The organism is Nitrospirillum viridazoti CBAmc (assembly GCF_000730165.1).
In the GTDB taxonomy this organism is placed as follows: Bacteria; Pseudomonadota; Alphaproteobacteria; order Azospirillales; family Azospirillaceae; genus Nitrospirillum; species Nitrospirillum viridazoti.
Window position 1 is genome coordinate 1019038 of record NZ_CP022110.1, and the last position, 12391, is coordinate 1031428.

At 65.3% G+C, this 12391-nt stretch carries 15 protein-coding genes; 14 read left to right on the top strand and 1 reads right to left on the bottom strand.

What is annotated here, in order from left to right:
• Positions 1 to 103 precede the first annotated feature (103 nt).
• The 12 genes from Y958_RS04715 (at position 104) to Y958_RS32970 (ending at position 9147) form a co-directional block, all read left to right on the top strand.
• A complete protein-coding gene (locus Y958_RS04715) occupies positions 104 to 946 on the top strand; it encodes a DUF932 domain-containing protein (RefSeq protein ID WP_088871090.1) in 843 nt (280 codons plus the stop codon).
• 296 nt (positions 947 to 1242) lie between these two features.
• On the top strand, positions 1243 to 1497 hold the full coding sequence (locus Y958_RS32250) for a transcriptional regulator domain-containing protein (RefSeq protein ID WP_088871091.1): 255 nt from the start codon (positions 1243 to 1245) through the stop codon (positions 1495 to 1497).
• A 46-nt stretch (positions 1498 to 1543) separates the two neighbouring features.
• Positions 1544 to 2029 (top strand): DUF2285 domain-containing protein, encoded by a 486-nt coding sequence (locus Y958_RS04725; protein ID WP_244909373.1) that lies wholly within the window; start codon positions 1544 to 1546, stop codon positions 2027 to 2029.
• A gap of 163 nt (positions 2030 to 2192) precedes the next feature.
• Positions 2193 to 2462 carry a helix-turn-helix transcriptional regulator gene (locus Y958_RS04730; protein ID WP_088871093.1) on the top strand — a complete coding sequence of 90 codons (270 nt, stop codon included), beginning with the start codon at positions 2193 to 2195 and terminating at the stop codon, positions 2460 to 2462.
• Positions 2463 to 3533 carry a replication initiator protein A gene (locus Y958_RS04735; protein ID WP_088871094.1) on the top strand — a complete coding sequence of 357 codons (1071 nt, stop codon included), beginning with the start codon at positions 2463 to 2465 and terminating at the stop codon, positions 3531 to 3533. It abuts the gene before it with no gap.
• Positions 3530 to 4183, top strand: a complete 654-nt coding sequence (gene parA / locus Y958_RS04740; protein ID WP_088871095.1) for a ParA family partition ATPase — start codon at positions 3530 to 3532, stop codon at positions 4181 to 4183. The genes Y958_RS04735 and parA overlap by 4 nt, the downstream gene beginning before the upstream one ends.
• Positions 4180 to 4431 carry a hypothetical protein gene (locus Y958_RS04745; protein ID WP_088871096.1) on the top strand — a complete coding sequence of 84 codons (252 nt, stop codon included), beginning with the start codon at positions 4180 to 4182 and terminating at the stop codon, positions 4429 to 4431. Before parA ends, Y958_RS04745 begins: the two co-directional genes overlap by 4 nt.
• Positions 4428 to 4949 carry a DUF2840 domain-containing protein gene (locus Y958_RS04750; protein ID WP_088871097.1) on the top strand — a complete coding sequence of 174 codons (522 nt, stop codon included), beginning with the start codon at positions 4428 to 4430 and terminating at the stop codon, positions 4947 to 4949. The genes Y958_RS04745 and Y958_RS04750 overlap by 4 nt, the downstream gene beginning before the upstream one ends.
• The gene (locus tag Y958_RS04755; protein ID WP_088871098.1) at positions 4946 to 5491 is read left to right on the top strand and encodes a S26 family signal peptidase; all 546 of its coding nucleotides are present in this window, start codon (positions 4946 to 4948) and stop codon (positions 5489 to 5491) included. Before Y958_RS04750 ends, Y958_RS04755 begins: the two co-directional genes overlap by 4 nt.
• A 45-nt stretch (positions 5492 to 5536) precedes the next feature.
• Positions 5537 to 5869 (top strand): DUF736 domain-containing protein, encoded by a 333-nt coding sequence (locus Y958_RS04760; RefSeq protein WP_088871099.1) that lies wholly within the window; start codon positions 5537 to 5539, stop codon positions 5867 to 5869.
• 4 nt (positions 5870 to 5873) lie between these two features.
• The gene (locus tag Y958_RS04765; protein ID WP_088872481.1) at positions 5874 to 6803 is read left to right on the top strand and encodes a lytic transglycosylase domain-containing protein; all 930 of its coding nucleotides are present in this window, start codon (positions 5874 to 5876) and stop codon (positions 6801 to 6803) included.
• Positions 6804 to 8025: 1222 nt separating this feature from the next.
• Complete coding sequence (locus Y958_RS32970) at positions 8026 to 9147, top strand: DUF3363 domain-containing protein (protein ID WP_425600672.1); 1122 nt, start codon at positions 8026 to 8028, stop codon at positions 9145 to 9147.
• A 30-nt stretch (positions 9148 to 9177) separates the two neighbouring features.
• Here Y958_RS32970 and Y958_RS04775 read toward each other — a convergent pair whose 3' ends face one another.
• Positions 9178 to 10101: a LysR family transcriptional regulator gene (locus Y958_RS04775; RefSeq protein ID WP_088871101.1), complete on the bottom strand. Its 924-nt coding sequence runs from the start codon at positions 10099 to 10101 to the stop codon at positions 9178 to 9180.
• 122 nt (positions 10102 to 10223) lie between these two features.
• Here Y958_RS04775 and Y958_RS04780 point away from each other — a divergent pair, with 122 nt between their 5' ends.
• Both Y958_RS04780 and Y958_RS04785 read left to right on the top strand, forming a co-directional pair.
• Positions 10224 to 11444 carry an MFS transporter gene (locus Y958_RS04780; protein WP_088871102.1) on the top strand — a complete coding sequence of 407 codons (1221 nt, stop codon included), beginning with the start codon at positions 10224 to 10226 and terminating at the stop codon, positions 11442 to 11444.
• Positions 11444 to 12367 carry an EthD domain-containing protein gene (locus Y958_RS04785; protein WP_088871103.1) on the top strand — a complete coding sequence of 308 codons (924 nt, stop codon included), beginning with the start codon at positions 11444 to 11446 and terminating at the stop codon, positions 12365 to 12367. Before Y958_RS04780 ends, Y958_RS04785 begins: the two co-directional genes overlap by 1 nt.
• The last annotated feature ends 24 nt before the right edge of the window (positions 12368 to 12391 follow it).

Below are 12391 nucleotides of genomic sequence, written 5' to 3' on the forward strand. Positions count from 1 at the left end.
CCCTCCGGCCCCGACGCCCTTGCACCTTGCGCCCCCCGGTCTCGGCGACGGCCAGGGTTGCAGCGCAGCGCTGCGCTCCAACCCAGCCCCACGGAGACAGACCATGTATCATCATCTCGCCACCCGGTTCGGCCGCCACTCTCACCAGATCAGCGGGCGCGATGCGCTCGACAACGAGGCACTTCACCGTCACGTCCCTTCGGTGTTCGCGCGTGAAGCGCATGACAGCCGGTCGGAGCGTTACGTCTACGTTCCCACCATTGAGATCGTGGAGGGGCTGCGCCGGGAAGGTTGGTTTCCGTTTTTCGCCGTGCGGGCGGTTCCGCGCGACGGCAGCCGCCACGGCCATGCCAAGCACATGCTGCGCCTGCGCCGGGATGACGGCATCGGCAAACCCGAGGCGGCGGAAGTCATCATCGTCAACAGCCATGACGGGACCAGCGCCTATCAGATGTTCGCCGGAATGCTGCGCTTCGTCTGCACCAACAGCATGATTGCTGGCGAGCGGTTCGAGGAAGTCCGCGTGCCCCACAAGGGCGGCATTCAGGACCAGATCATCGAGGGCGTCTACACCGTCGCGGAGGACTTTCCGCGCCTGATCGATGCGACGGAAACCATGAAGGACACGTGCCTTTCGCGGGATGAACAGCAGGTGTTGGCGGAGGCGAGCCTCGTCGCGCGCTATGGCGAGGAGGAAAGCCCGGTCCGCCCGGATCAGATCATCGCCCCGCGCCGCCGCGAAGATGCCGGGCAAAGCCTGTGGCAGACGTTCAACGTCATTCAGGAAAACCTCATTCGGGGCGGGCTGAATGGACGGCGGCAGACTTCGGATGGCCGCATCCGTCGTAGCACCACGCGGCCCATCAACGGTATCGACCAGAATGTCGGGCTGAACCGCGCCCTGTGGACGCTGGCCGAGGGAATGCAGCGGCTGAAGAGCGCCTGACATCCGCAGAGCCGTGGAGCCGGAAATCCGGCTTCACGGCTTCCCGCAGAAGCGTGGATCAGATTTCGCGCCGATCCGTCTTTACGGATCGGCGGGTTTCCGCTGAGCCGGAAATACGCTGCTCGCCGGGCATGGCCCGGCTCGCGAAGGAACTTCAAAAACGATCCGAATTATATCCAAATATTGATCGGCCAATGCGATCAACATATCGGGCAACAGTGACTTCAACGTGAGCCTCACATCGCGAACAGTTCCTCCTTCCAGCAACGCGTAAATGCTGGACGAGAGGTGACGCCATGCCGAGTACAGATTGGCGCTCGCCGGCTGCCTATGCACATGCCAAGAGCATTTCTGCCGCCGGCTTTGCCTGGGAGTATCTTCGTCGCGATGAAGATTATCACCGCGACTTCCATCGCGTGAGGCGATTGCTTCGCCACGACAGCGATGCGCAGACGGCGTTCTCGGAACGCTGGGGGTTGCGATTTCCCGGCGGACCCGGCTCTCTCCGCCGACCGGGCCGCGCTGTTCTGGATGCCGTCTCTGCTGCCTGACGCCTTTGAGCTTCAACCTATTCCAGCGAGCGTGGACGATCCGGCCATGACGATCGGCCTGCCGACGTTGTCGGGTCTTGATGCTCGTGTGGCGGAGGATGGGACGTGGCACGGTATCTGGCGGTCGGTGGAGGCGGACCACCAGTTCTGGCTCGCAGATCCACCGCCCGGCACCAAGACGGCCTATGTCGTCATCCTGCCGCTCGATGCTTCGCTGGAGCATCGCGCCGAAGCGGTGTTGCGCTTCTGGCGTGCGCTGATGGGGCGGGCGGTCGGCGAACACCATCGCGCGTTACCCGCGCAGACCCGAGACCGGCATATCCTGATCCTGCGCGCCCTTGACGGTCGCACCGATGGTGCCAGCTATCGCAAGATTGCGGAAGCTCTGCTGGGCTTTCGCGGAAACAAAACCGATTGGGAAAGCGACCCTCGTAAGAACCAGACGCGCCGCCTTGTTGCCGATGGCACCCACTACATGCGCGGCGGATATCGCGAACTACTGCATTATCCCACGCGTCTGCCGCCCCGCTGAACGCTCCCGTTCGATCATCATCATCATCATTCTCGCTTTCTTGGGGTGCCGGAATCGCACCCCCCTGATTCCGGCACGCTGCAAGCCGCCGTTCCTCCGCCACGGTTCGCCATGACTCGCTGCCGTCACCGGCAGCCATCCGAACCACCCCGGAGGCCCGATCATGCTCGACCCGAAGACGGGATTGCCGCCGCGCTTCCTGCGCACACCCGACGCCGCGCGTTTCCTCGGCATCTCGCTCAGGACGCTGGAGAAGCACCGCACCTATGGCACCGGCCCGACCTATCGCAAGATCGGCGGCCGCGTCATCTATGCGCTCGAAGACCTGCAGGCCTGGACGGCCATCGGTGCGCGCAAATCCACCACGGACCAGACTGCCAGCCGAGTCTTTCCGGCGCGACCTCTGACGCCCGCCGAGCGGGGAGCGCGCTGAATGAGCGGCGCTTCTCGACCAGACGGCAAGCACGGTAGCGAGCGCCAGCGGCTCGATCCCTTCGTGGTGGCCACCGGCGATGCCAGTCCGCGCGATCAGCGCGATCTCATGGAACGGCCGTTCTTCTCGCTATCGAAGACGCCGCGTATCAAGCCGATCCTCTACAAGGCCGCCGATGTCGAGGTGCAGGTGCTGGGCATGCCCGAGCACGGCATGGCGACGATCTGGGATGCCGATGTGCTCATCTGGGCCGCCTCGCAGATCGTCGCGGCCGAGAACCACGGCCTACGCACCTCGCGCTTCTTCCGCTTCACGCCCTACCAGCTCTTACGCGGCGTCGGCCGCCCGACCGGAAATCAGCAATATCTTCTGCTAAAGGCGTCGCTCGCACGGCTGCAATCGACCGTCATCGCCACGACGATCCGGAACGGCGCGCAATGGCGCCGCCGACAATTCTCCTGGATCAACGAATGGGAGGAGATGACGACGCGCGAGGGCCGCGTCGAGGGTATGGAATTCGTCCTGCCCGAGTGGTTCTACAACGGGGTCGTCGACCGTTCGTTGGTGCTGACCATCGACCCGGACTATTTCCGGCTGACCGGCGGCATCGAGCGCTGGCTCTATCGCGTCGCGCGCAAGCACGCCGGCCATCAGCAACACGGCTGGCTGTTCGAGATCGGCCACCTCCACGCCAAATCCGGCAGCCTCGCGCGCATTTCCGATTTTGCGCTCGATCTACGCCGCATTGCCCTTCGCCAGCCCTTGCCCGGATATCGCCTGTCGATCGAACGCGAGGGGCGGCGTGAGTTGCTCCGCGTACGGCCCATCCAACAATTCACAGTGCCTGTGGATGAGCCTGTGAACGGCATCGGCAGATCGGGCGCAACGGGTGTCGGCACATCAGGCGCAGGCCTATCGGCAGATCGGGCGCACGGACCGCAGTTAACACTCTGGCCTGAAACGCGAAATCCGACCGCTAACTTAGACTCTAACAGAGAATCTAACTCTTCCTTGTTGGCGCGCGCGAAACGCGGCCCTGGTGCCGGTGCCGCCGGAAGGCGGATGCCATGATCATCGCGCTCCTCAATCAGAAGGGTGGCGTCGGCAAGACGACGCTGGCGCTGCATCTCGCCGGCGAATGGGCCGGGAGAGGCAAGCGCGTGACCCTCATCGACGCCGATCCGCAGGGTTCGGCGCTGGATTGGTCGCAGCAGCGTGTGCGCGAGAATGGTGTCCGGCTGTTCGGCGTCGTGGGCTTGGCGCGCGACACCTTGCACCGGGAAGCGCCGGAACTGGCGCGCGATGCCGATCACATCGTCATCGACGGGCCGCCACGCATTGCCGGGCTGATGCGGTCCGCGCTGCTGGCCGCCGACCTTGTGCTGATCCCGGTGCAGCCATCGCCGTTCGACGGCTGGGCCTCGGCCGAGATGCTGGGGCTCCTCGCCGAAGCGCGCATCTACCGGCCAGCTTTGATGGCACGCTTCGTTCTCAACCGCTGTGGCGCTCGCACCATCATCGCCCGCGAGACCGCCGAGACGCTCGCCGATCATGACCCGCCGGTGCTGTCGACAACCATCGGCCAGCGCGTCGTTTTCGCCGATGCCGCACAGTCCGGTCGGCTCGCCTCCGAAATCGACCCCGACAGTCAGGCCGCGCAAGAGATCGCGGCACTCGCTGCAGAGATCGGACGGCTGATCACGGGAAAGGCACTGCCATGAGCGCGCACCCGATCCGTCGCCGCTTTGCGGCCCGGCCCGCCGATCCGGAAAATTGGATCAAGGCAGCCGATGCACCGCGCAACGACGAGGCGGCCCGCTTCACCGCGCGGCTGACCATCGATATCACGCCCGACCTGCGCGGCCGCATCAAGATCGTCGCCTTTCAGCGCGGCATCACCGTGGCCGACATGCTGCGCGATCTGCTCGCGCGCGAATTTCCGCCGACCACCGATGGAGATCGCCCATGACCGGCGCCAACGCTTCCCGTTCACATGGCGGTGCCGCACCGCGCACCCAGTCCGCCGACGCTTTCACGCAAGTCGAACTGACGCACATTGAGAAGCGGCTCGAGAACTGGATCAGGTTCGGCCACAAGGTGCGCGAACAGGTGCTCGACCGCCGTCGGAGTGTCTTTTTCTATCGACCCGGCAGCGTTTTCGCCTTCGTGCGGTGGGCGTCGAACGATTTCGGCACGATCACGTCACGGATCGACATCGTGCGTGCGGTGGCGCCGGGCGAACCGTTCCAGACGCTGCCCTTCGTGCGTCCCGGCGGCGAGATCCTGCTCAGGATCGAGGGCTGGTCGAAGGTCGAACGCGTCCTTCAGCACATCGACGCCATCGAGGCGATCGGCCTCGACGCGACCGAGGTGTCGCCCGATCACTGGCGACACGCCCACAACCGTTTGACCGTTGGACACGAGCCGCGCGCCTACACCGTCGATCAGCACCAGGCGTTTCTGTTGCGCCGGAGGGTCGAACCATGACCCGGTTCGGCTACTTCATGGTGACGTACTTCTCCGTGATGGGCGTTGCCGTCGCATCGTTCATTCCCACACCGTTGCGCCTCGTCTGGAACGAATCCGCGAGTGTTCCGATCGGCCTCTACACTCTTGCTCCGGCGCCGGACCTGGAGGTCGGCGATCTCGTTGCTGTGCTTCCTGACAAACCGCTCGCCGACTTCATAGTGGAGCGCGGCTACATCGGCCGCGGTGTACCGCTATTGAAGCGCGTCATGGCCCTGCCGGGACATGAAGTCTGTCGCACCGGGCGCACCATTACGGTCGATCATGTGCCGCTCGGTGACGCGCTCGATCGCGACCGCGCGGGCCGAGATCTGCCGGTCTGGCAAGGGTGTCGGACGGTCGCGCAAGACGAGTTCTTCCTGATGAACCCGAACGTTCCCGACAGCTTGGACGGCCGCTACTTCGGCCCGATCCCGGCGCGCACCGTCATCGGCACGGCGACACCGGTCTACACCGACGAGGAGGGCGACGGCCATTTCGCCTGGCGTGCCCCGACACGGTGAGTGCCGCACCACCGTTCATCCCACAACCAGCTAAAGGAGGTTCCAATGCCACAAATCGGCGAGTTCACACGCGAGACCACCGGCTTTATCGGGCGCGTCCACACCTTCACGCTCTTCCGCGAGATCACCATCGTTCCGGCAGAGCCGTCCGACGCCGACAACGCGCCGGACTACCGCGTCCACAACGGCAACGAGGAAGGGCCGGAGATCGGTGCGGGCTGGAAGCGCACCGGCGAACGAGCCGGAGACTACATCGCGCTGGTCATCGACGATCCCGCCTTGCCGCAGCCGATCCGCGCGAACCTGTTTCGTGACGACGGTGGCGCGTCCTGGTCGCTGCATTGGAGCCGTGCCCCAAAGCGCGGCGAGCGGGAGTGACAACATGCGACCCGTCAGCCGGCGCGCGAGCGCGATCCTATTGCGATCGGTCATCCCTTTGTTCGCGGTAAAGCCGTCTCATCCCTTCGTCCCGCTCGACGACCGGTCGGCCGGCGCGCGCAGCGGAGGTCAAGGGCGATCGAAGATCGGCGCATTGCGCGTACCCTTGACGGCAGCGAGCACGCTGGCAGACTGGTGTCGCAGCGGAGAAGGTGCGCCTGTTCGAATGGCGGTCATTCTTCTCTCGGGCATGCTTTGTGGCGCTGCGATCCCGGCGATGGCGCTGGCGCAGCCTCTGCCTGTCGTCCAACCGTCATCGCGCGATCCCTATGGCGATCACATCGCCGAGGCGGCGCAGCGCTTCGAGCTTCCCGCCATCTGGATTCGCGCGGTGATGCGCGCCGAGAGTGACGGTGATCCACGTGCCACCTCGCCCAAAGGGGCGATCGGGCTGATGCAGATCATGCCGGAGACCTGGGCCGAGCTGCGCGTGCGCTACCGATTAGGCGACGATCCCTATGACCCGCACGACAACATCGTGGCGGGAACGGCCTACATCCGAGAATTGTTCGACCGCTACGGTTCGCCGGAGTGGATCTCGGCCTACAACGCCGGTCCCGGGCGCTACGAGGAGGCGCTGAAGGGCCGACCGCTTCCGCCAGAGACCCGCGCTTATGTCGCCGCCCTCGCGCCGATCATCAGCCGCAGCGAGACTTCTGGCGCGGTCGTCGTCGCGTCCGCCGATCCGCTCTCCTGGACCCATGCGCCGCTTTTCGTCGTGCAGCCTTTGAGCAAGGCGACGGTCCCTCCCGTGCAGTCGGACGAGCACAAGGACGACATGCCACAGGCGGTCGTCGTGCGCGATCTCTCCGCCATCGTGCCGCAGTCGGTCGGTCTGTTCGTTGCACGAGTGGGCACGGGACGGCAGCCATGAGGCTCGCGGTCGAGCCGGATGCGCAAGCGACTTCAGTGTGCAGAGGATGGGGCCGGCGTCAGCCACATCTTTGGAGAGGGGGGGCGGAACGGAAAGGCAGGCGGGAGGGCAAGATTAAAGCGGACGGCACCCCATGGGTCCGATCCGCAGGGCAAGCCCTTGTCTGCACACTGTTTAGGGCGGCACCCTCGTCGGGCCGGCATGGTGCCGCGAGGCGCGGCAAAGCCAGCATTTCCTGCGTTTCTCGTGGCACTCCTGTCCGGAATCGGCGGTTTCAGGCGGATCGGCCATGAGCGGCGATGACGAAGATCGCTTCCGGCCGAAGCCTGGCCGCGTCCGATCTGACGGCGCGAAAGCCGGACAGGCCAAGAGCTTCCTCAGCAAGGTGCGGAAGGTCACGCGCCAGCAGCAGGCGGCGTCCGGCCGAAGCCGATCCGCGAAGGGTGGCGGTTCCGGACACGCGGCGAAGAAGGGCTCGCGTGTTGTCGCCTCCGGCCGGGGCGTGCAACGCGGTCGCGGCGCAGCCTTTGTGCGCGCCCGCAACCTGTCGAACGGTTGGAGCCACCGCCAGCCCGGCAACCGCCGTGTCATCGTCAAATCCCGTTCCGTCCGGGGTGCAGGCAAGAGCGGAAAGGCCGCCGCGCACCTGCGCTATATCCAGCGCGACGGCACATCTCGCGATGGCGAGCGCGGGCAGCTTTATTCGGCGACGGAGGATCGAGCCGATGGCGACGCTTTCCTCGATCGTGGCCAGGATGATCGCCACCAGTTCCGCTTCATCGTCTCGCCCGAAGACGCCACCGATCTTGCCGATCTCACCGGCTACACCCGCGAACTGATGGGGAGGCTCGAAAACGACCTTGGCACGAAGCTCGATTGGGTCGCCGTCAATCATCACAACACCGGCCATCCCCATGTCCATGTCATCGTCAACGGTCGTGATGCGCTCGGCGAAGATCTCGTCATCAACGGCGACTATCTCGCCAATGGTGTCCGCGAGCGGGCAACCGAACTGGCGACGCTGGAACTCGGCCCCGTCACCGAGATCGAACAGCGCCGCAAGCTGATGTCGGAGATCGACCAGGACCGCTTGACCCGCATCGACCGGGCGATGATCGCCGAGGCCGAGGATCGTTTGCTTGACCTTCGATACGAGCCGGACGATCAGCGCGGCCAGTCTGACCGGACGATGCGCCTGCGCCGTCTTGGCAAGCTCGGCGACATGGGCCTTGCCACGGAGCATGCGCCGGGCGTCTGGGAGTTGAGCGAGAGGCTGGAGCCGACCTTGCGCGAGATGGGCGAGCGCGGCGACATCATCCGCACCATGCAGAAGGCACTCCGGTCCGAGGGAGCCGAGCGCGACCCGATGAGCTTTCAGATTCACGATGACGCGCCCGCGACGCTGATCGTCGGCCGCGTCATCGACAAGCATCTCAGCGACGAGTTGGGCGAGAACCTGACGCTGCTGGTCGATGGCATCGACGGACGCACGCACCATGTCTCCGGCGTCGACCCGGCGCGGGTCGAGGACGCCCGCATCGGCAGCGTCATCGAGATCGGGCCGCCAGACAGCGCTGGCCGTCCATCTGATCGCGCCATTGTCGGCATGGCCGAAGACGGCCTCTATCGGCCGAGCCGTCATCTGGAGCAGGCCCAGTTCGAAGGTCGCGTGCTGGGCGGCGACTACGAGGGGTTCGTGGACGCCCATGTCCGTCGGCTGGAGGCATTGCGTCGCGCCGGGATCGCCGAGCGGATCGACGCCGACCAATGGCGCATCCCGGCAGATTTCGAGGCGCGCGCGGCCGCGTATGATGCCGGGCGTAGTGCCCGCGCCAATATCCGCATCCTTTCGACCTTCGACCTCGAACGCCAGATCGGAGCGGACGGTGCGACCTGGCTCGACCGGCGGCTTGTCAGCGCGGGCGGATCGGACCTGTCAGCGTCAGGGTTCGGCGAACAGGTGCGCGAGGCGATGGATCGCCGCCGTGAACATCATATCGAGCATGGCGATGCCGCTCCTCAGCCGGATGGCAGGATCGCCTATCGGCGCAACTTGATCGCCACGCTTCAGGAGCGCGAAGTCGCCCGCGCGGGCGAGGAGCTGGCGGCCAAGAAATCGCTGCCGTTCCGTGCCGCTGCCGACGGTGAAACCGTCACCGGCACCTTCACCGGGACCACGCAGCTATCCAGCGGTAAGTTCGCGATCGTCGAGAAGTCCCACGAGTTCACCCTTATCCCGTGGCGGCCGGTCATCGACCGCCAGCTTGGTCGCGAGGTATCGGGCATCGTCCGTGGCGGATCGGTGTCGTGGCAATTGGGGCGGCAGAAGGGATTGGAGATCTGATCTCAACACCGGGAAAGCTGGAGCGAAGGCTCATCTATCGCGATCCCACGGCGGCTCAGGCAGGAAGCGGTTCACCAGTTCGTCGACCACAACACGCACCTTTGGGCTCATCTGCCGAGTTTGCGGCCAGAGAGCGTGGATCGGAAAGCCTCGCGTCGTCACCTCCGGCAGCACCTGTGCAAGTCGCCGGTCGCGTAAGTGGTCGGCAATCAGCCAGGTCGAGAGAAGCGCGATGCCTTGGCCGGCGAGGGCCGCGTCACAGATGGCGTCGCTGTGGTTGAACGAGAGCCGTCCGGAGACGGGCTTCGCCACGGGTGCGCCCCTCCCATCGAGGAACCACCACGGCAAGGACTGTCCGCCCCGGCCGAAGACGATGCAGGCATGAGCGCTGAGATCATCGAGCGAGGTGGGGCTCCCGTGCCGGTCGAGATAATCGGGGCTGGCGCAGAGCACCGATTGCTGCACACCCAGTCTTCTGGCGACGAGTGTGGTGCTGTCATCGAGATCGCCGATGCGGATCACCAGGTCGATGCCTTCGTCAATCGGATCAATGCGCCTATCAGTCAAAGAGACTTCCAGCGACAGTTCCGGATACAGCGCGCCAATGTCGAGGAGCACCGGCAGCACCCAGCGTCGGCCGAACACCACAGGCAGATCGACCCGCAGTCGCCCGCGCGGCCGCAGGCGATGGGCGTTGAGTGCCGTCTCGGCGTTTTCCAGGTCGGTCAGGACGCGCACGCAGGTCTCGTAGAAAGATTGGCCTTCGGCCGTCAGCGCGAAGCGGCGTGTTGTTCGGTTGAACAATCGAACCCCAAGCCGATCCTCGAGCCGCGCCACGCTCTTGGCGATACCGGATTTCGAAAGGCCGAGCCTCTCCGCCGCCAGTGTGAATCCGCCTGCGTCGGCGGCCTGGACGAAGGCTGTTATGCCACTGAGGTGTTCGGCGGAAATCATCGCGACCTATTGACGACTATCAGTCAACTCATATTGCCATATGAGCCGATTTATCGCCACTACAGTCGCCAATAAAATGCTCCGGGTAGGGTCGTCCGGCCCGCATCCCACGGAGCGGCGCCATGCCAGGACCATCGCATTCCACCCATGAAGACGAAGGAAGGCGTTCGATCCCGCCGGCTCTGATCTGGCTTCTGGCGATCGGAGCCGGCGTTGGCGTCGCCAATGTCTATTACATTCAACCGGTGGTCCCGCTGGTACGCGAGACATTCGGCATCGGATCGGAACCGGCGAGCCTCGTCCCGGCGGTGAGCCAAGCCGGCTATGCCCTCGGAATGCTGCTGCTGGCCCCGCTCGGCGATCTCATCGACCGCAAGCGGCTCGTCCTCGCCAAGTCGATCCTGCTCGTGCTTGCCCTGTCGGCGACGGCTCTCGCACCGAATTTTTCCGTGCTTCTTGCCGTCAGCCTCGGCGTCGGACTGCTCGGCAGCCTCGGCCAGGACTTCGTGCCCATGGCGGCGCAACTCGCGACGGCCGAAGAGCGGGGGCGCACCATCGGGCTTGTGACCACGGGCCTGCTCTGCGGCATCCTGTTGTCTCGCACCTTTGGTGGTGTCGTCGGCGATCTCTTCGGCTGGCGAGCGATCTACGCGTTGGCCGCCGCCATGGTGGCGCTGGTCGGCGTTGCGGTCTGGCGCTGGTTGCCGTTCCAGCCGGCGACCGCCAACGGTTCCTATGGCGCTCTTCTCTTGAGCCTCGCCACCTTGGCCGGGCGGTACGCGGTGCTGCGCAAGGCTCTTCTGACCCAAGGCTTGCTGGCGGCAACCCTCGGCGCCTTCTGGTCCACACTGGCGTTGATGCTGGCGGAGCCACCGCTCCATCTTGGTGCGGGTGCGGCCGGCGCCTTCGGATTGGCCGGAGCCGCTGGGGCCTTCGGTGCCCCTCTGTTCGGACGCCTCGCCGACGCCCGCGGGCCTGCCATCGCGATCCGCTTCGGTTGTCTGCTGGTCGCTCTTGCCTTCACCCTGATGCTGGTGTCGCCGCATTCGATCATCGCGCTGATCGCGGGCGCGGTGCTGTTCGACCTCGGCGTCATGGCCGCGCTGGTGTCGCACCAGACCATCGTCACGACGATTGACCCTGCCGCGCGCAGCCGGCTGAACGGCTTGTTGATGACCGCCGCCATGATCGGCATGGCGGTCGGCGCGCTCGCCGGGGGCTGGGCCTGGAGCCGCTACGGCTGGGCCGGTGTGTGCCTCACAGGTGCCGCCTGCGGCCTCGCCGCGTTGCTGCGGTCTCTCCTTCCACCATCCATTCCATTCGCTGCAAAGGAGTACGCCTGATGACCGCCTCTGTCGCACCATTCACGTCAACCGAGCCTGACGCAGGCGCTGCGCCGCTGACGGTATTGTTCTCGTTTCTGTCGCGCGCCGATCCAGCGACCAACGCGTCCGAACCCGACCCCAATCTCAGTATCGAAACATGGGGTGACTACTGGCGCAAGGTGCATGGCCCGCGCTTCCTCCATCCCGACGAGGCGGACGATCGCACGACGATCAGTCGCCTGCTGCGTTACGATCAGATTCACCGCGTGGCGTCGGGACCGACGAGCTTGAACCCGCCGCCTTACCGGCCACCGCTCGACGCGGACGGTCGCCTGTTCGAGACTATCGTCGGTCACGTCGAGCCCTACCGACGTCCGCAGTGGGATGGGGTCGCGTATCTCAACTTCGGGGGGCTCGACGATCTCGGCGCGGTTCTCGGTGCCGAGCGTGTTCGCCGCAAGATCCTTCCCGAGGATCAGGCCATCTTCCGGGATCTCGGGCCGGTACTGGCCCGCCAGTTCATCATCATGCCGAACGCGGCTGGCGATGACTCGATCGTCCTGATCAAGACGCACATCCGGCGCGATGATCTCGACCGCGAGACCTTCCAGCGCCGCTGGTTGCACGACCATGCCGAGCTGGTGGTCGGCCAGGCCGATACGCAGCGCCTCGTAAAGCGCTACGTCCAACTGCACAACATTGGTCCCATCACAGAGGGTTTGCCGTTCTTCCACCCCGTAGCCAGCCGGATCGATGGCGTGACGCTCATGGCCTTCGCTTCCATGAAGGATGTCGAGAGCTTCCTGCTGTCCGACGGCCATGCCGCGATCGATGAGGCGGAACGATCCATCGCGATCGCCGACGCGAGCGAGTATTGGACTGGCCTGACCTTCACCGTCATCGATCAGCTCGCGCCTGAACGGGCATCGAGAACGTCATGAGGGGGCCGGTGACGCTGTGCGACC

Bases quoted from the DNA above. Each gene is read 5' to 3' on its own strand.
- Y958_RS04725 (WP_244909373.1), top strand. From the start codon at position 1,544: ATGACGATCGGCCTGCCGACGTTGTCGGGTCTTGATGCTCGTGTGGCG.
- Y958_RS32250 (WP_088871091.1), top strand. From the start codon at position 1,243: ATGCCGAGTACAGATTGGCGCTCGCCGGCTGCCTATGCACATGCCAAG.
- Y958_RS32970 (WP_425600672.1), top strand. From the start codon at position 8,026: ATGGGCCTTGCCACGGAGCATGCGCCGGGCGTCTGGGAGTTGAGCGAG.
- Y958_RS04750 (WP_088871097.1), top strand. From the start codon at position 4,428: ATGACCGGCGCCAACGCTTCCCGTTCACATGGCGGTGCCGCACCGCGC.
- Y958_RS04730 (WP_088871093.1), top strand. From the start codon at position 2,193: ATGCTCGACCCGAAGACGGGATTGCCGCCGCGCTTCCTGCGCACACCC.
- Y958_RS04715 (WP_088871090.1), top strand. From the start codon at position 104: ATGTATCATCATCTCGCCACCCGGTTCGGCCGCCACTCTCACCAGATC.
- Y958_RS04745 (WP_088871096.1), top strand. From the start codon at position 4,180: ATGAGCGCGCACCCGATCCGTCGCCGCTTTGCGGCCCGGCCCGCCGAT.
- Y958_RS04760 (WP_088871099.1), top strand. From the start codon at position 5,537: ATGCCACAAATCGGCGAGTTCACACGCGAGACCACCGGCTTTATCGGG.
- parA (WP_088871095.1), top strand. From the start codon at position 3,530: ATGATCATCGCGCTCCTCAATCAGAAGGGTGGCGTCGGCAAGACGACG.
- Y958_RS04780 (WP_088871102.1), top strand. From the start codon at position 10,224: ATGCCAGGACCATCGCATTCCACCCATGAAGACGAAGGAAGGCGTTCG.
- Y958_RS04735 (WP_088871094.1), top strand. From the start codon at position 2,463: ATGAGCGGCGCTTCTCGACCAGACGGCAAGCACGGTAGCGAGCGCCAG.
- Y958_RS04785 (WP_088871103.1), top strand. From the start codon at position 11,444: ATGACCGCCTCTGTCGCACCATTCACGTCAACCGAGCCTGACGCAGGC.
- Y958_RS04765 (WP_088872481.1), top strand. From the start codon at position 5,874: ATGCGACCCGTCAGCCGGCGCGCGAGCGCGATCCTATTGCGATCGGTC.
- Y958_RS04775 (WP_088871101.1), bottom strand. From the start codon at position 10,101: ATGATTTCCGCCGAACACCTCAGTGGCATAACAGCCTTCGTCCAGGCC.
- Y958_RS04755 (WP_088871098.1), top strand. From the start codon at position 4,946: ATGACCCGGTTCGGCTACTTCATGGTGACGTACTTCTCCGTGATGGGC.